The following is a 17293-nucleotide window of genomic DNA, read 5'->3' on the forward strand; positions in this document are numbered from 1 at the left end:
GTGCTCGTCGCGATCGCGGGGCTTCTTGACTTGGTCACCGGCGGCGCGGTCGCGATCGGCTTCACCGTGGCGGTGGTCGTGCTCCTCTTCGGGACCGTCGCGATCTCGTTGGTGAAGGCGAACCGCGCGGGCTCAGCTGTCGACCAGTCCTGAGGCCGCTCGTCGCTGGGCCTGCGCGACGCCCCTCGATGTCTGACCCCCTTCATACACTCGAAGATATGGACGAGTATTCGGGGTCGATGGGCAGCGACGCAGACGTCGCCGCTTTGGCGTCGATCGTGGGTGAGGTCGAGGGGGCGGCTGCGGTGGTGCGGGCCGGGCAGGTCGCGGAGGTGCGTGCGCTCGCGGCGGCGGGGCAACTCGCCGCGCGGCAGGCCGCCGGATCGCCGGCGGTGGTGCGCGCGCACGACATGGCGTTGCGGTCGGTGGCGGCCGAGCTCGGTGGGGTGTTGCGGGTGACGGATCGGACCGTGCAGTCCCGGATCGACGAGGCCCGCGACCTGGTCGAGCATTACCCGGCGACCCTCGTCGCCTGGGAGACCGGTCGGATCACGCGCGGACATGTCCGGGTGATCACGGATGCGGGGTCGGTGCTGGTCGACGCGTCGCCCGAGCGGCGGGCCGAGTTCGAGGCTGCGGCGATCAGCCGGTGTGAGCGGGATACGCCGAATCGGGTGCGGTCGGAGGTGGAGATCCTCGCCGAGAGGTTCGCGGAGCGGTCGTTCACCGACCGGCACCGGGATGCGGCGGCGGAGCGGCGGGTGCGGGTCGTGCCCGGGGCGGCGGGCATGTCGGATCTGATCGCAACGCTGCCGACGGTGATCGCCGATGGGATCCTCGACCGGCTCACCCAGCAGGCGCAGATCATCGTCGATGCGCGCGAGCCCGGGAACGCGGGCAGTGCGTTCGGCGCACGAGGTGCGGGTGACGCGGCCAGCGCGGGTGACGCCGAGCCTGATCGGCGTCGGATCGATCAGGTCCGCGCCGACGTGTTCTCCGATCTGTTGCTTGCCGGGGCGCCGGCACTCGATCCCACCGCGTCGGGTGACGGGGAGGGGTCGCTGGGTGCGATTCGTGCGCAGGTGCAGGTCATCGTCCCCGCTCTCACTCTTCTCGGTGTCGATGACGGTCCGGCGGATCTGGTCGGCCGTTCCCCGATCGATGCGGAGACGGCGCGTTGCCTCGCGGGGGACACGCATTCGTGGGCGCGGGTTCTGACCGACCCGGTGGAGGGGACTGTGTTGGCGGTGGATCGGTATCGGACGCCGTGGCCGCAGCGCCGGTTCTTGCGGGCGCGGGATCAGCATTGCCGGTTCCCCGGGTGTCGGCGTGCGGCGATCCGGTGCGAGATCGACCACACCATCGACGCCGCCAAGGGCGGACCCACCGCGCTGTGGAACCTGGCACACCTGTGTCAGCGGCATCATTCGATGAAGCAGTTCACCCGCTGGAAGGTGAGGCAACTCCCCGGCGGGGTCCTCGAATGGACTTCACCCACCGGACGGATCTACCGCGAAGACGCCCCCGCACCACCCGTCTCGTTCACCCCGGCATCCATCGGCACCACCGCGGTCGACGAACCACCACCGTTCTGACACTTCGCTCGATTCTCGGGTCGACTCGACTGACGGGCGAGCCCGGAGTGCAGCCGCGCCGAGTAGCGAGCGTTTGTCGATCTGACCCGAGGAGCGAGCCGGGGAGTTCAGGCGAGCCCGACGTTAGGGTTGGGCCGTGAGCAGCTATCCGCCCTGCCAGTTGATCGTCAACGAGCCGTGCGCCGCGGAGCATCACCGCGCGCGCACTCGGAACGCGAAGGGCATCGCCTCCCGCGCGCACGGCCGGAAGGCGCGGGCGTGAGCGACGGCCCGGTCGTGCGGCGCGTGCGCGTGCAGGAGTGGCGCGAGATCCGCGCACTTCGCCTCCAGGCACTCGCAGATCCCGTCGCGGAGATCGCGTTCCTGACGACCCTCGAGCAGGAGCGAGCCCGCACGGACGCGTTCTGGCAGGAGCGCGCCGCAGGCTCGGCGATCGGCGAGAACGCCGCGCAGTTCGTCGCGATTGCCGGGTCCGACTGGGTTGGCACGGCGGCCGTGCTGCTGCGCGAAGACGGCGATGCGGAGCCCGGCCGCCACGCGGAGAGCGCGGGTGAGATGCCCTCCGTGTGCGCCGGACGGGCCGACGTGGTTGCGGTCTACGTCCATCCTCGGCACCGCGGCGTGGGCATCCTCGATTCACTCTTCGAAGCCGCGGCGGAGTTCGCAGCGCTGCGCGGTGCATCGGCGCTCACCCTCGACGTCCACCCCGAGAACGAGCGCGCGCAACGCGCGTACCGACGCCTTGGCTTCGCGCCGACCGGCGTCACGGTCCCGAGTGCGATCGGGCGCCACATCGAGATGCGCCGCGCGCTCGACGCTAGGGTGGGCGCGTGAGCACTCCGCGCCGCCTGCTGCTCGTCAACGGGCCGAACCTGAACCTCCTCGGCATCCGCGAACCCGAGATCTACGGCCACGAGACGCTCGCCGACGTCGAGCGGATCGTCACGGATGCCGCCGCCGCGCGCGGGGTCGAGGTCACCGCCGTACAGAGCAACCACGAGGGCGTGCTCCTCGACGCGATCCACGACGCCCGCACCACGTGCGCGGGCATCGTCATCAACCCCGGCGGCCTCACCCACACCTCGGTAGTGCTCCGCGACGCACTGGCCGGCGTCGCGCTGCCGGTCGCCGAAGTGCACATCTCCAACGTCGCCGAGCGCGAGAAGTTCCGTCACCACTCCTACGTCGCCGACGTCGCGGTCGTGCACGTCACCGGCGAGGGCGTCGCCGGCTACGCCCGCGCGACCACCCTCCTCCTCGACGTCATCTCGGGCAGCGCCGAGGGCTGATCGCTCAGAGCCCCACCCCGCCCGCCGCCCCGGCAACGCCGCGCCGCACCCCCGAAGCGCGCGCCATCGCCCTGCGCGTCGCACCGACCCGAGCCTTGCGCAAGGGAGTAACGGCCGCGCGCGGCGCGCGAGTACCGTCGCCGCCATGCGCACTCGTCATTCCTCCGTCTCCGCACCCTTCGCCGCCCTGGCGGCCCTCGTCGTCACCCTGACCCTCGCCGCCTGCGCCTCCGGCACCGACACCCTCGCCGCTTCGTCGAGCGCGCCGCCCGCATCGTCGGCGTCCGCCTCGCCGGCGTCCGCCTCGCCGACGCACTCCGCCACGGCGTCACCGGCGCCCACCGAGATTCGCCACGCAGAACCCGCCATACGTCGCCACCTGGTACCGCGAATCCGATCTCAGCGCCGCCGTGATGCCCTGACCGCGAGGCACCCAGAACAGACTGAGTGCGCTCAATAATGAGTACAATCATTATGTGAGCGCATCGACTTCCCGGCGCGAGCGCAACATGGCCGACAAGAGTCGGCGCATCCTGAGCGCGGCCGCCGACCTGTTCGACGAGCACGGCTACGCCGGCGTCACCACTCAGCAGATCGCCGAGCGCGCCGACGTCGCCGCCGGCACGGTGTTCCGGTACGCCGACAGCAAGGCCGAACTGCTGCTCGCCGTGTTCAACGAGCGCATCGCGGCCGCCGTCGACGAGGGCGCGCGGACCGCGGCATCCTGCACCGACCCCGTCGACGCGGTCACAGCGCTCCTGGAGCCGCTCCTGCAGTCGGCCGCTCGCACACCGGTTGACACGGCGATCTACCAGCGCGAGCTCCTGTTCGGCGACCGGGGCGCGAGCGGCATCGGCCGCTATCGCCGCGAGGGCCTGTGCGTCATCGACGACCTCGAGGCGCGCATCGCCGAGGCCATCGAGCCGTACGCTGCCGGCGTCCCCGCTCGCGTCGCCGCGCGCTCGATCTTCGCAGCGACGCATATCTTCCTCGTCCAGCCGAGCCTCGGGCTCGGCCACGACGCCGCCGGACTGCGCGCGCAGATCGCGCAGATCATCGCCGGCGCGCGGACCGAGGCCCACACGCACGCGGCCACCCCGCCGCGACGGCACGAAAGTGAACACGAAGGCGGCACACCGCCAGTAGGAGAAGACCATGAGTGACATCACCACCGTCGCCGTGCTCGGCACGGGCGTTCTCGGCTCGCAGATCGCGTTCCAGACCGCCTACAACGGCTTCCCGGTGATCGCGTACGACATCGACGACGCGGCGCTCGACGCGGCGAAGGAGCGGTTCTCGCGGCTCGTCGCGACCTACCGGGTCGAGGTGCCGGGCGGGGCCCGCGGCCGCGCGGACGAGGCGCTGGCCCGCATCACCACCACCTCCGATCTCGCCGAGGCCGCGCAGGCCGACCTCGTCATCGAGGCGATCCCGGAGATCGCCGACCTCAAGCGCTCGACCTACGAGAAGCTCGGAAAGCTCGCCCCCGAGCACACGATCTTCGCGACCAACTCGTCCACGCTCCTGCCGAGCGACCTGGCGGCCTCGACCGGCCGGCCCGACCGCTTCCTGGCGCTGCACTTCGCCAACCGGGTGTGGAAGTTCAACACCGCCGAGATCATGGGCACCCCGGAGACCACGCCCGAGGTGTTCGACCAGGTCGTCCGCTTCGCCGGTGACATCGGCATGGTGCCGATCCCGATCCACAAGGAGAAGGCCGGCTACGTGCTCAACACCCTGCTCGTGCCGCTGCTGAACGAGGCGATGGGGCTCGCCGCCGGCGGCTACGCCGAGGTCGAGGACATCGACTGGACGTGGCGCATCGCGACCGGAGCGCCGCTCGGACCGTTCCAGATCCTCGACGTCATCGGACTGAACACCCCGTACAACATCCTGACCCACGGCCCGGAGGGTGATCTCGAGATCGCCGCCTGGCTCAAGGAGAACTACATCGACAAGGGCAAGATGGGCGTCGCCACCGGCGAGGGCTTCTACTCCTACGCCTGATCGGAGCGCGGTGCAGCGGGTGGGCTAAGATCTACTGTCGGCCGCCTGCCCGCGTGCACGCCGCCTCCTCGAACCTCACGAACGGAACTCCACACTTATGGCATCCACCGCAGACATCCGCAACGGCGTCGTCCTCTCCATCGACGGGCAGCTCTGGAGCGTCGTGGAGTTCCAGCACGTCAAGCCCGGCAAGGGCGGCGCGTTCGTGCGCACCAAGCTGAAGAACGTGCTCACCGGCAAGGTCGTCGACCGCACGTTCAACGCCGGCGCGAAGGTCGAGATCGAGAACGTCGACCGCCGCGACTTCACCTACCTGTACAACGACGGCGACAGCTTCGTGTTCATGGACGTCGACAACTACGACCAGCTCTCGGTGGGCGCGGCGACCGTCGGCGACGCCGCGAACTTCCTGCTCGAAAACCAACAGGTGCAGATCGCGCTCAACAACGAGAACCCGCTCTACGTCGAGATGCCCGCCTCGGTCGTGCTCGAGATCACCTACACCGAGCCGGGCCTGCAGGGCGACCGCTCGTCGGCGGGCACGAAGCCGGCGACCGTCGAGACCGGTTACGAGATCCAGGTGCCGCTCTTCGTCGAGCAGGGCACGAAGGTCAAGGTCGACACCCGCACGGGCGACTACCTCGGCCGCGTCAACTGATCCGGGGCGCGATCACCCATGAGTGCCCGTTCCAAGGCGCGCAAACGCGCCCTCGACATCCTCTACCAGTCGGACGTGCGCGGTGACGACCTCGCGGTGACACTCGCCGCCGAGGCGAAACGCGCCGCCGCCGAGCCCGCGCGCGAAGCCTCGTGGCTGTACGCGCGCGAGATCGTCGACGGCGTCATCGACGCGCGCGACGAGATCGACGAGCAGATCGTCACGAACGCCCGCGACTGGAAGCTCGAGCGCATGCCCGCCGTCGACCGCGCGATCCTGCGGATCGGCGTGTGGGAGCTGCTGCACAACGACGAGGTGCCCACCGCGGTCGCGATCGACGAGGCGGTCGAACTCGCCAAGGAGTTCTCCACCGACGACTCGGGCTCGTTCGTGCACGGCGTGCTCGCCCGCATCGCCCGCGCCGGCTGAGCCGGACCCCGCTCGGCGACACCCCGCGGCGTCCGCCGGCGCAGCGAGGGTGTCAGCTCGTGCGCCCGTCGGGTGCGCGTCTCGCGTGTGCCGTGAGTCCTGCGTGCCCCGCGTGTCCCGCGTGCCGCGTGTGTCGGAGGGGCGAGGCAGGATGGATGCCATGACCGCGCCCCTCGTGCCCGACGCCGCCGTGCGCGCCGCGGCCTTCGGGTATGCGTACGACCGCGGCGTCGCGTACGCGCGGGACGGCGCGGTGCGCCGGGTCGTGTGGGATGCCCCGCGCCGCACGATCTCGGGGCTCGTCGCCGGGTCGGGGCGCGAGCTCTACCGCACCTCGATCTCCCTCGTCACCGAGGGCGCGGTGCGCGTCGCGGCGAGCCGCTGCTCGTGCCCGATGCAGAGCGAGTGCAAGCACGTCATCGCGACGCTCCTGCGCAGCAACGCCGAAACCGTCGGAGCGGTCCACCTCGCCGCCGCCGCGCCCGTTCCGCCGCAGGTCGCCTCCTCCGCGGAGCCCGCCCTCGCCGTCCAGCCGGCCCTCCCACTCGGCGCCGCCCCGGACCGTGGTGCCCCGACGTGGCGGTCCGTGCTCCTGCCGCCCGCGCGCCAGAACGCCCTCGACCTCGCCCTCGGTGTCGAACTTCGCCTTCGCGAATCGGCCGCGGTCGCGCACTGGGGTCCCCGTCGCATGCGGCCCGCGACCGTCGCCGACCTGCAGGACGAGCGCGCCGAGCTGAGCGTGGGGCTCCGCCCGCTGACCCGCAGCCGCACGACCGGCGCCTGGGTGCGCGCGGAGGTGTCCTGGGATCTCCTCCGCCGCGATGCCGGACGATTCCGCGCCGCCCAGCGCCGCTGGCTCATCGAGCTCTACGGCATCGCCCACGACGCGCGGCTGCTGACCGGGCTCCGCGACGACTCCGACTGGCTGAGCCTCGACACCGCCACCTCCGGGCTCCTCTGGAGCCACCTGCGCGCGGCGGCGGACGACGGCGTCGCCCTCGTCTCGGCCGCGAAGAAGCAGACGGTGCGGATCGCCGATGCCGCGACCACCGCCGTGCGGGTCACCCCGTCGGCGGAGGGCGGCCTGCGCCTCCGCCCCGAAATCACCGTCGACGGCGAGATCGTCGACCCGACGGCGGTGCGGCCGGTGGGGGCGACCGGGCTCTACCTCGCCGAGGCTGACGGCACCGGCATCCGTCTCACTCTCGCGCCCGTTGCCCTCGGCGACGGCGTCCGCGCCCTGCTCGATGCGGGCGGCGGCATCGAGGTGCCCGAGGCCGACACCGCCGCGTTCGCCCGGGAGGCCTACCCGCGTCTGCGGCGGAGCGGTCCGGTGCTCCTGCCTCCCGGGCTCGTGCTGCCCGAGCCCGAGCCGACCGTGCTCGTCGCGACCGTCGCATTCGGCGCCCGCGACACCGTCGACTACCGGCTCGAATGGGTGCGCGAGGGCGTCACTCGTGTGCCGTGGGGCGCGCACGTCGAGGGTGACGAGCGCGAGAGCGACCTCCGCGCCGCCGTGCAGCGCGCCTGGGAGGGCGCGCCCGAGCTCTCCTTCGCCGCCGCCGCGTCGCTCACCGGACTGGATGCCGCGGAGTTCGTCTCGGGCGTCCTCGTCGCCCTCGAGCAGACCCCCGGCGTGCGCGTCGAGACGCACGGGCGGCGGCGCGAGTACCGCGAGCTCCTCGGCGACCCGCGCATCACGGTGAAGACCGTCGAGACGGATGACCCGGACTGGTTCGACCTCGGGTTCCTCGTCGAGATCGACGGGCGCAGCATCCCGTTCCGGCCCCTGTTCACGGCGCTCGTCCTCCGGCACAAGAAGATGCTGCTCGCCGACGGGTCGTACTTCTCGCTCGCGCACCCCGCGCTCGACCGACTGCGCGATCTGCTCGTCGAGGCGGCGGAGCTCGCCGAGTGGGAGGCCGGCCCGATCATCAGCCGCTACCAGCTGCCGCTCTGGGAAGACTTCGAAGACCTCGCCGACGAGACGGTGCCCGCCGTCGCCTGGCGCACCGCCGCCCGCGAGCTCCGCTCCGCCGGCACGCCGGCCGAGGTGCCGCCGCCCGCGGGTCTTCATGCACAACTGCGCCCCTATCAGCAGGAGGGCCTCGACCGCCTCGCGCTGTGGTGGCGGCACCGCCTCGGCGGCATCCTCGCCGACGACATGGGCCTCGGCAAGACTCTGCAGGTGCTCGCCCTCATCGCCCACGCGCGCGAGGGCGGCGAGCGCCGCCCCGTGCTCGTCGTCGCGCCGACCTCCGTGCTCGGCACCTGGCGCGACGAGGCATCCCGCTTCGCGCCCGGTCTCGCGGTGACCGTCCGTGACACGACCACCGGCAAGGGCGGCCCGATTCCGGGCGACGCCGACGTCGTCGTCACCTCATACACCGTGCTGCGGCTCGACGAGCAGGCGTTCGCCGCGGTCGACTGGGCGATCGTCGTGCTCGACGAGGCGCAGTTCGTGAAGAACCCGCGCACGCGCCTGCACCGTGCGGTGAAAGAGCGCCGGGCGAGCATGGTGCTCGCCGTCACGGGCACGCCGCTGGAGAACTCGCTCACCGAGCTGTGGGCGATCCTCTCGCTCACCTGCCCCGGGCTGTTCGCCTCGCCCCGCCGCTTCCGCGAGGAGTACGTCAAGCCCATCGAGCAGGGCAAGGTGCCCGAGAACGAGGAGGGTGCGCCCTACCGCGAACGGCGCCTCGAGCGACTGCGCACGCGGCTGCGCCCGTTCGTGCTGCGGCGCACGAAGGAGCTCGTCGCCCCCGACCTGCCCGCCCGGCAGGAGCAGGAGCTGCGCGTCGACCTGACGCCGGCGCACCGCGCGATCTACGACACCGTGCTGCAGCGCGAGCGGCAGAAGGTGCTGCGGCTGCTCACCGACCTCGACAGCAACCGCTTCATCGTCTTCCGCTCGCTGACGCTCCTGCGCATGCTCGCCCTGGCGCCCGCGCTGGTGGATGCCGGTGACCCCGGCATCCCGTCGTCGAAGCTCGAGGCTCTGCGTGAGCGCCTGCGCGAGCTGATCGCGGAGGGGCACCGGGCGCTCGTGTTCAGCCAGTTCACGTCGTACCTCGACCTCGTGCGCGCCGACCTCGACGCCCACGGCATCGGCTACGAGTACCTCGACGGGTCGACGCGCCGCCGCTCGGAGGTGATCGACGCGTTCCGGCAGGGCACGGCGCCGGTCTTTCTCATCAGCCTGAAGGCGGGTGGGTTCGGGCTGACGCTCACCGAGGCCGACTACGTGTTCCTGCTCGACCCGTGGTGGAATCCCGCCGCGGAGGCGCAGGCGATCGACCGCACCCACCGGATCGGGCAGACCCGGCCCGTCAACGTCTACCGGATGATCGCGGCGGGCACGATCGAGGAGAAGGTCGTCGCCCTGCAGCAGCGCAAGGCGCGTCTGTTCCGCTCGGTGCTCGGCGACGACGACACGCTGGCGCGGAGCCTCACCGCCGACGACATCCGAGGCCTCCTCGACGGCTGACGGATGCCCGACCGGCGGGCGCCTTTTCCCGGCCGGTCGCCAGGGAGCGCCCCGCGCGCCCGCGTAGACTCTACGCCCGAGAAGGGGAAGGATCCGCATGCGCATCACAGGCCTCGGCCACGCCGGCATGTTCATCGAGACGACGGGGGGCTCCATCCTCTGCGACCCGGTGATCGGCCCGAGCTTCTTCGGCTCGTGGTTCCCGTTCCCCGACAATCGCGGGCTCGACTGGGAGCGGTTCGGCGCTGCCGACTTCCTGTACATCTCGCACCGTCACCGCGATCATTTCGACCCGGCGCTGCTCGAGCGCTACGTGCCGAAGGACATCCGCGTGCTGCTGCCCGCGTATCCGACCGACGACCTCGAGGTCGACCTCCGCGGCCTCGGCTACGAGAACATCGTCTACACGCAGCCGGGCGAGGTGCTCGAGTACTCGGGGGGCCTGAAGATCATGGTGACGCCGCTGCGCGCGCCGAGCGACGGCCCGATCGGCGACTCGTCGCTGTCGGTCGACGACGGCACCGCGTCGATCCTGAACCAGAACGACTCGCACCCGCTCGACCTCGAGAAGCTGCTGTCGTTCTCGAAGCCGGATGCCTACTTCACGCAGGTCTCGGGTGCGATCTGGTGGCCGATGGTCTACGACCTGCCGCACGATGCGAAGGTGAACTTCGCGCAGCTGAAGCGCGACGCGCAGAACAAGCGCGCCATGTACTACATCGAGAAGGTGGATGCCGCGCACGTGTTCCCGATGGCGGGGCCGCCGATGTTCCTGCGCGACGACCTGTTCCGCTACAACGGGCTCGGCCTCGAGAACGATTCGATCTTCACCGATCAGCGGCAGTTCCTGGCGCACATGCGCGAGGAACGGCCGGCGCAGAAGGGGTACGAGTTCGTGCCCGGCACGCAGGTCGACCTCGATGGCGGCGCGCTGACGGTGACGCAGACGCTCTACACGGCCGAGGAGATCGACTACATCTTCGACGAGAAGTGGGACTACCTGGCATCCCAGCGCGACTCCCGCCAGGACGAGGTGACGGCCGAGATCGCGCGCCGGGCCGAGGTCCTGCCGCCGGACGAGATGCTCGCGGCGATCAAGGAGTGGTGGGAGCCGCTGCTGCGCCGCGCGCGGACGATCCGCACGGGCGTCGGCGGCAACGTGCGCTTCCGCATCGGCGAGCTCGACATGATCGTCGACTTCCCGAAGGCGAAGGTGCGCGAGTACGCGGGGGAGGAGTGCATCTACTGGTACACGATCCCCGCCGACCTCGTCTCGACGAACATCGCCGATCACGAGATCGACTGGTCGAACTCGATCTTCCTGTCGATGCAGTTCGAGGTCGGGCGCTCGGGCAAGTTCAACGAGTTCCTGACGACGTTCCTGAAGTGCCTGTCGCGGGACCGCATCGAGTACGTCGAGAACTGGTACGCGGAGCAGTCCGACCAGACCGAGGATGCCGAGATCGACGAGTGGACCGTGCAGCGCCGTTGCCCGCACCTGCGCGCCGATCTCACGAAGACCGGCAAGATCGTGGACGGCGTGCTCACCTGCGCGTTGCACGACTGGAAGTGGGATCTGGCGACCGGCCAGTGCCTCACGACTCCGGGGCATCCGATCCGCGCGTCGCGCATCATCGAGACGGCCTCTGCCGGCCGCTGAGCACGTGGTGATCACTGTCTCAGCGGTCCCGGTTGAGACGTGGCTGACCGAAGCGGCGTTGTATCGACTCGACACCCCGGAGGTCACCGCTGCCCTGGAGGGAAGGCACGAGACGGACGCTCGGCACGCCGACGCGGTTGCGATGCTGGACTCGGCGCAACGGCGGCTCACGGACGTGGCGCAGATGTTCGCCGCTGGCGACGAAGGACACGCTGGACAGCCTGGTCGGCAACGGCACCATCATCCGGGAACGATGGGACACGTACTCCCTGGACCGACAACATGCGATCATCCGCGCGATCCTGCAGTCTGCGACGATCGCAGCGGGAAGTCCGGGGCGCGGGAACTTCGATCCCGAGCGAGTTCAGCCGCATTGGGCGGCTTGAAAGGCGATGCGGTGAGGAGCTCGGCGTTCACGTTGGCCGGAAACGCGTCGCCCGGCTGATGCGAATCGACGGGCCCGCGGTTGCCGGGGAAGCTCTCGCCGACCAATTCGCGGCACGACCGTGGATCCGACGCTACCTCGCTGCCCTGCGAATCGTAGGTGGGCAAGGAGGCGAGCGCTGGTCGATCGCGGGTTTCGGGCCTGCTCTCTTCGCGAACGATATTCCCCGCAGCATGCGCCGGTCGGGACATCTCATCATCTGGCGAGATGATGAATATCAGCTCGTGGCCGAGACAGGACGCCGTTTCAAGCTAGGACGGGAGACGGCCATCGCAGTCCAGGCTCTTCTCGAGGCCGGGACGTTCGAGCAGAGGACGACGCGCCCTGCCGACGCGGGAGCGACCCCCGTCGCCCACTGGAAGACCGCTGACGATACTCTCCGCTCACGGGAGTCCGCGGCCTGCGCCGTCGTGTCGATGAGATCGGTGTTGTCGTGTCGAAGGCTCACGGACGGATCAGTCTCCGTGCGAAGCCGACGGATTCGGCGTCGCCGAGCGGCGCCAGAAAGCGTAGATTACGTTCGCGATCCCCGCCAGCAAGCAGATCGCACTGCTCACATAGCCCTCGACTTGCCCGTCGGCGTTCACAAAGATGAGAACGGCGTTGATGAGCAGGATGACACCCAGCAAGAGTGCCCAATATCGGATGCGCAACACGGATATCCCCCGGATTCCCTCCAAACGGACCGTCCGCTATTCCTAGAAGATTGGGGTCCGCTGCGGCCCGAAGACTGGGTTCCGACCATACCTATCCGTGATCGTGAAATCCAATTCTTGGGTGCAGTTCATCAATTTCCTAGACAGAAGTCTCCATTGAAGCCAGCGGAAGTCCCAACCACAGCTATCAAGATCAAGGCTCTTCGACAAACCCAGGGCGACTAAACGGGCGCTGGGCGCTGAAAAAGGTGCCCTTAACAACTTGTGCCGTTGTCGGTGTGCGTCGGCCCACCGCGGGCGTGCTCGGTGACGTGGTGGATCTCGCACCATCCGGCCGGGGTGGCGCAGCCGGGAATGACGCAGCCGCCGTCGCGCAGGGCGATCGCGCGGCGCTGATGCCGATTGAAGACCCGCTCCTCGGTGCCGATCGCAACGATGCGTCCGTTCGAGCGGCTGACGATGCGCTGGATGACCCCGCCGCAGGCGATGTGCCGGGCGACCGAGCCGCTCACCGGCTGGGCGCAGCCGTCTGCGTGCGCGTACCCGGCGCCGGAGGCGAGGTCGCTCTCGGCGACCGAGACGACGAGGGTGGGCGCGTGCCCGCCGATGGTGGGCAGCTGACCACCATCGGAGGGAGTAGCTCGATCTCCCGCGACAGTCGCGGCGGGTCCGCCGCGACCGCCGCGGAGCGATCGAGAGAAGGAGTGCGTCTCACCGAAGGTCCCGTCGACGGAACGTGAGGAACGAGGCCGCCAGCCGATCGTCGTCGCCCAGACGCCCAGCTCGAAGCGCACCGTGGCCCCCGGCAGGAACGACATGTCGTCGAGGGCGACCCCGACGTGGCGGGCGGCGTCGACGGTGGTCGAATACGGCCGTCCGTTGATCTCGGCGGTCCCCCGCTCCGGACGGACCAGATCCAACAGCATCTTGATAGTCGTCGTCTTGCCTGCACCGTTCTTCCCGAGCAGGCCGAGCACGCGTCCAGACCGCCCGGCGAAGCTGACGTCGTCAACCGCGGCGCGACCTTTATAGGTCTTCGACAGATGAGAGGCGACGAGGGGCGAGGTCATAGGTGCTGGCTCCCCTTTAGCAGTGCGAAGAGGGTCGCACCGGCGGCGACGGCTGCGAGGAGGGCCACGCCGAGGGCGATCCAGCGGATCGGACCGGTCACGACCACCGCGACCACCGCGGCGGTGATGACCAGGACGCTGACGAAGATCAGCAGAATCGACAGGGTGGGATTTTTGTTCATGATTTTCGTTTCCTCTCAAACAGGGCGCTGAGGGCGGTGCCGCGCCCTTCGACACGGCACCGCCCGTTCATCAGGTGGCCACGAGCGCGGCGGCACCAAGGTACAACCCGGCACCGGCGACGCCAGCACCGACGACACCGGCACCGATGGCGAAACCGGTCCAGAAGCCGGGCGCTTCAAGAGCTTCGAGCTCCTGCAGGCCCATCTCAAGCGTGGTTGCGGTCATGAATTTCACCTCCGTCGTCGTCTAGATCCTGTGATGGTCGGTCGCGACTCAGGTCGCGATGAGAGCCGCCGAAGCGGCCCATCCGCCGTAAACGGCAGCACCAGTCACGACGACGCCGGCAGCGATGCCCGCAGCAGTCCACCAACCGGGCGCCTCGAGGGCCTCGAGCTCCTGCATAGCCAGCTCCAGTCCAGGGGTACTTGCTTCCATGTGTTCACCTCCTCCATCTTCAGTCGGGTCAGAGCGCCGACGGGATCGATGGCACCGGGGTCGCCACCCGCGACGACATCGATAGTCGCTGGAGTGGACGTGGGGGACGCGACGCGTCGCGCACAAGGCGCTGCACGTCGGCGGGCTCGAGATCGGGCAGCATGGGAAGCCCCTGCCCCCAATGGCGCAGGGTCCGCTCGGCCAGCGCGGGCACGGTCGCAGCGGGGACGCCGATCGTCGTCGCCAGTCCCGCGCCCTGCAGGAGTCCAGTCAGCCAGTCGGAAGCCGTCCTCCCCGAGGCATCCAGCTGTCCGCGCAGCGCCTCCAGACGCTGCGCGGAACCCCAGCGTTCGTCGCCCGCTTCGATCAGCCGCCAGGCCGCAATGGTCACGGCGGGCAGCACCGCCATCTTGCGCAGGCCGAGCACGGCGGACAGCTCCGTGCCGACGTACCAGGCCCGGGCGCCGTACGGGTTGCCTTGGGGCAGCTCGCCGTGGTGGCTCAGTGCCCCGGCACGGAGCACGAGGTGGCGCGCCGCGTCGCCGAGGTCGCGGTGCAGCACGTCGATCACCCCACGGCACAACGTCGGCACCAGGGCGTCTCGCAGCGGATCGCCGTCGACATCGCCGACGAACGAGCTCGCGAGGCGGAGCAGAACCTCCACGACGCCCTCGCGTTGCAGGGGATCGGGAAGGGTGGACGCCGCATCGCCGAGCAGCACGCAGGAGTCCGGCCGCAGATGCGCACCACTGACCAGACGCCGCCTTCCGGCTACGTCGGCGATGGCGACGGAGCTCGACTCGCTGCCGGTGCCGAGTGTCGTCGGCACCGCAACAAGTACCGTCGCAGGCTGCGCCATGGTGGGGCGCAGGGCCACGAATCCACTGCGCGTGCGCGCCGTCAGCCGTTCTCGAAAGCCGCGCTGCGCCCATAGCCGAACGAGCTTGGCGGCATCCAGGAGGCTCCCCCCGCCGATCGCGACCGTCGCCGCCGACGTCGACATGAGGTCATGCAGTTGCGCGACCGTGTCCAGACCGGCGTGCGGCGCCACCCGGCGCACGACGGGATTCCTGCCCAGAGAGCTGATGACGTCGCCCACCGTAGTCAGGAACGGCGCGGATTCCGGCACACCGGAGTCGACCAGCACGGTCACGTCGCCCGCACGCGCGGTCAAAAGTGCGTGCGCGGCGGCGCTCCACGCCGTCAGTGTCGGGGCGTAACTCACGATGTGCGTGCGGCGAAGGCGGCGAGGCCGATCCGGATGCCCGCGAAGAGGGCGGCGAGGGCGTCATCGGTCATGGTTAGAGCGGGGGCGAGCTGTATACCGGCGAGTCCGGGATGGACGATCACCCGGCCCGTCGTGCGCAGCGCGGCCACGACGTCCGGGACCTGTGCCTGTGGCAGCGCGGAGCCGTCCGGCAGCGACAGGCTCAGGGCGCGGAAGCATCCCCTGCCCTGCACCCCTGTGATGCTCGGCGTCGTCGCGATCAGATCGTCGATTGCGGTGTCGAGGCGGGCGGCGAGCCGGGCGCCGCGCGCCAGGGCGTCCAGTTCGGCGAAGCGCTGCACGGTCGCGGAGATCGCGGCGCACGATGCGGCGTTGCCGGCCTGGGTCTCGGCGTGCACGAGCACCGCCCCGGCATCGTGGAAGGTGCGCGCGACGCGCGGGGCGACCAGGATCGCCGCGATGGCGGAGGTGCCGTTGCTGAGGCCCTTCGAGGTGACCAGCAGGTCGGGTGCCCAGGGCCACTCGGAGGAGGCGAACAGGGGCCCGGTGCGGCCGAAGCCGGTGGCGACCTCATCGACCACGAGCAGGACGCCGTGGGCGTCGCGGGCCGCACCGAGCGCCTCGACGAACTCCGCCGTCAGCACGGTGTTGCCGGTGCCGAGCACGGGTTCGACGACGAGCGCGCCGATCGTGCCGCCTGCACGCGACATCAGCGCCGTCAACGCGTCGACGTCGTTCGCCGGGATGTGCCGCACCAGGCGCGTCTCGGCACCGTAGAGGCTGCGACCGAGATCTTCTCCGGTCAGGCCGAAGGCGCCATAGGTGAGGCCGTGGAAGCTCTGCTCGAGTCCGGCGACGATCTTGCGGTGGGGCATGTCGCGCAGCGCCCAGAACTGGCGGGCGATCTTGAGCACGGCGTCGTTGGCCGACCCGCCGGAGGTGGTGAAGACCACCGTGTCGAAGCGCTCGTCGGTGAGGCGGATCAGGTCCTCCGCCGCCCGTCGAGCGTAGACGTTCTCATAGCGGAACACCCCCGCGTAGGAGGAGGCCGTCGTCGCCTCGGCGATCGCGGCCGCGATCGCCGGATCCCCGTAGCCCAGATTCACGTTCCAGAGCCCGCTCGTCCCGCACACCAGCCGGCTCCCATCGGCCATCTGCACCGTGGTGCCGTGCGCCGAGACCACGCAACGCCCGTCGTCGGCGACCGAGACGACGAGGGTGGGCGCGTGCCCGCCGATGGTGGGCAGCTGACCGCTGGATGCCGCGACGCCGAGAGCCGCGGCGAGGGCGTCGTGCTGCTTCTGCGCGCGCGTGCGGTCGTCCACGGCGGGCAGGGGCAGCGGCTCGCCGTTCTCGTCGAGCGCGAAGGGGTCGTCGAACTGCACCGCGGGAGCGAGTTGCGCGTCGAAGATGGTCTGCAGCTGCGCCGCGACCTCGGGCAGCAGCATTCCTCGAGCGGGTACGCCGTGCGGCGTCGCGGTGCCGAGGACGAACGAGCGCTTCCGGACCGCCGCGCGCTCGCGCGGCTCGGAGCCGTCTTGATCGAGGGCGACCGACCAGGTCTGCGCGTGGATCGCGAGCACCGCGGCGCAGGCCGGCGGCGCACCGTCGGGGCCTTCGCCGCGGGCTTCGGCCACCACGACATCCGCGGCCGCGTGCCGCGCCTCGGTCGACACCCGCGGCGCGGTCTCCTGCAGCGGGCCGGTGATCGCGAGGATGCCGTCGACACCGATCACTCCGTCGACCATCGCCGCACGCACGGAGGGGAAGTCGGACGCGAGCAGCTCGCCGGTCAGGTCCGAGACCTGAGGGCGCACCGCTTTGGCGGCGCGCTGCCACCGGCCGGCGGTCGCGGTGGAGACCCGTGTCGTCTCTTCGAGGAGTTCGGTGACGTTCCGGCATCCGAGGTGCGATGTCATCCGCTCGTCGCGGACGGCGGTTTCCGAGCGCCGCACGACCTCGCCGGTGGCGTCGACGAGGAGCGCTTCGACGAGTCGTTGCAGCGCCGCGAGCGCCGCGAGCTGCGCCCCGAGCTCGCGCTCGTTCGCCCGTTGCAGGGCGCGTGTGGACGCGCACTCCGCCACCAGCCCCGCGACCCGCGACTGCAGGCCTTCGAGCGGGTGCGACAGGAGGTCCATACCGCCCATTCTG

19 protein-coding genes are annotated in these 17293 nt (G+C 70.4%); 11 read left to right on the top strand and 8 right to left on the bottom strand.

Annotation, left to right across the window (positions count from 1 at the left end):
* The 5 genes from FHX68_RS15105 (at window position 1) to aroQ (ending at window position 2884) form a co-directional block, all read left to right on the top strand.
* Window positions 1-153: a hypothetical protein gene (locus tag FHX68_RS15105; protein ID WP_170214241.1), complete on the top strand. Its 153-nt coding sequence runs from the start codon at window positions 1-3 to the stop codon at window positions 151-153.
* Between the two features lie 65 nt (window positions 154-218).
* A complete protein-coding gene (locus FHX68_RS03175; RefSeq protein WP_141920036.1) occupies window positions 219-1595 on the top strand; it encodes an HNH endonuclease signature motif containing protein in 1377 nt (458 codons plus the stop codon).
* 136 nt (window positions 1596-1731) lie between these two features.
* Window positions 1732-1857: a hypothetical protein gene (locus FHX68_RS16110; protein WP_255314040.1), complete on the top strand. Its 126-nt coding sequence runs from the start codon at window positions 1732-1734 to the stop codon at window positions 1855-1857.
* Window positions 1854-2429, top strand: a complete 576-nt coding sequence (locus FHX68_RS03180) for a GNAT family N-acetyltransferase (protein ID WP_141381276.1) — start codon at window positions 1854-1856, stop codon at window positions 2427-2429. Before FHX68_RS16110 ends, FHX68_RS03180 begins: the two co-directional genes overlap by 4 nt.
* Complete coding sequence (gene aroQ, locus FHX68_RS03185; protein WP_141381275.1) at window positions 2426-2884, top strand: type II 3-dehydroquinate dehydratase; 459 nt, start codon at window positions 2426-2428, stop codon at window positions 2882-2884. Before FHX68_RS03180 ends, aroQ begins: the two co-directional genes overlap by 4 nt.
* 156 nt (window positions 2885-3040) lie before the next feature.
* Here the strand turns inward: aroQ and FHX68_RS03190 are convergent, their stop codons facing one another.
* Entirely contained in the window at window positions 3041-3226 is a 186-nt protein-coding gene (locus FHX68_RS03190; protein WP_141381274.1) for a hypothetical protein, read from the bottom strand.
* A 134-nt stretch (window positions 3227-3360) separates the two neighbouring features.
* Between FHX68_RS03190 and FHX68_RS03195 the strand changes: the two genes are divergently transcribed.
* The 6 genes from FHX68_RS03195 to FHX68_RS03220 all read left to right on the top strand — a co-directional run bounded on the left by FHX68_RS03195 (window position 3361) and on the right by FHX68_RS03220 (window position 11125).
* Window positions 3361-4047 (top strand): TetR/AcrR family transcriptional regulator, encoded by a 687-nt coding sequence (locus FHX68_RS03195; RefSeq protein ID WP_211345040.1) that lies wholly within the window; start codon window positions 3361-3363, stop codon window positions 4045-4047.
* Window positions 4040-4891 carry a 3-hydroxyacyl-CoA dehydrogenase gene (locus FHX68_RS03200; protein WP_141381273.1) on the top strand — a complete coding sequence of 284 codons (852 nt, stop codon included), beginning with the start codon at window positions 4040-4042 and terminating at the stop codon, window positions 4889-4891. The genes FHX68_RS03195 and FHX68_RS03200 overlap by 8 nt, the downstream gene beginning before the upstream one ends.
* A 97-nt stretch (window positions 4892-4988) precedes the next feature.
* Window positions 4989-5549: an elongation factor P gene (efp, locus tag FHX68_RS03205; protein ID WP_141381272.1), complete on the top strand. Its 561-nt coding sequence runs from the start codon at window positions 4989-4991 to the stop codon at window positions 5547-5549.
* Window positions 5550-5567: 18 nt separating this feature from the next.
* On the top strand, window positions 5568-5978 hold the full coding sequence (nusB, locus tag FHX68_RS03210; RefSeq protein WP_141381271.1) for a transcription antitermination factor NusB: 411 nt from the start codon (window positions 5568-5570) through the stop codon (window positions 5976-5978).
* A 160-nt stretch (window positions 5979-6138) separates the two neighbouring features.
* Window positions 6139-9465: a DEAD/DEAH box helicase gene (locus FHX68_RS03215; protein WP_141381270.1), complete on the top strand. Its 3327-nt coding sequence runs from the start codon at window positions 6139-6141 to the stop codon at window positions 9463-9465.
* Between the two features lie 97 nt (window positions 9466-9562).
* Complete coding sequence (locus FHX68_RS03220; RefSeq protein ID WP_141381269.1) at window positions 9563-11125, top strand: Rieske 2Fe-2S domain-containing protein; 1563 nt, start codon at window positions 9563-9565, stop codon at window positions 11123-11125.
* A gap of 900 nt (window positions 11126-12025) precedes the next feature.
* Here FHX68_RS03220 and FHX68_RS15110 read toward each other — a convergent pair.
* The 7 genes from FHX68_RS15110 to mpaD form a co-directional block, all read right to left on the bottom strand.
* Complete coding sequence (locus FHX68_RS15110; protein ID WP_170219039.1) at window positions 12026-12199, bottom strand: hypothetical protein; 174 nt, start codon at window positions 12197-12199, stop codon at window positions 12026-12028.
* A 281-nt stretch (window positions 12200-12480) separates the two neighbouring features.
* Window positions 12481-13296 carry an ATP-binding cassette domain-containing protein gene (locus tag FHX68_RS03225; RefSeq protein WP_229661622.1) on the bottom strand — a complete coding sequence of 272 codons (816 nt, stop codon included), beginning with the start codon at window positions 13294-13296 and terminating at the stop codon, window positions 12481-12483.
* A complete protein-coding gene (locus FHX68_RS03235) occupies window positions 13293-13478 on the bottom strand; it encodes a hypothetical protein (RefSeq protein ID WP_141381267.1) in 186 nt (61 codons plus the stop codon). Before FHX68_RS03235 ends, FHX68_RS03225 begins: the two co-directional genes overlap by 4 nt.
* 70 nt (window positions 13479-13548) lie before the next feature.
* Window positions 13549-13704, bottom strand: a complete 156-nt coding sequence (locus tag FHX68_RS15115; RefSeq protein WP_170214285.1) for a hypothetical protein — start codon at window positions 13702-13704, stop codon at window positions 13549-13551.
* Window positions 13705-13752: 48 nt separating this feature from the next.
* Window positions 13753-13914 (bottom strand): daptide-type RiPP, encoded by a 162-nt coding sequence (locus tag FHX68_RS15120; RefSeq protein ID WP_170214284.1) that lies wholly within the window; start codon window positions 13912-13914, stop codon window positions 13753-13755.
* Between the two features lie 28 nt (window positions 13915-13942).
* Entirely contained in the window at window positions 13943-15067 is a 1125-nt protein-coding gene (mpaC, locus tag FHX68_RS03240; protein ID WP_170219040.1) for a daptide-type RiPP biosynthesis dehydogenase, read from the bottom strand.
* A gap of 68 nt (window positions 15068-15135) precedes the next feature.
* Entirely contained in the window at window positions 15136-17280 is a 2145-nt protein-coding gene (gene mpaD, locus FHX68_RS03245; protein ID WP_141381265.1) for a daptide-type RiPP biosynthesis aminotransferase, read from the bottom strand.
* Window positions 17281-17293: the final 13 nt, after the last annotated feature.

The organism is Microbacterium lacticum, assembly GCF_006716815.1.
In the GTDB taxonomy this organism is placed as follows: Bacteria; Actinomycetota; Actinomycetes; order Actinomycetales; family Microbacteriaceae; genus Microbacterium; species Microbacterium lacticum.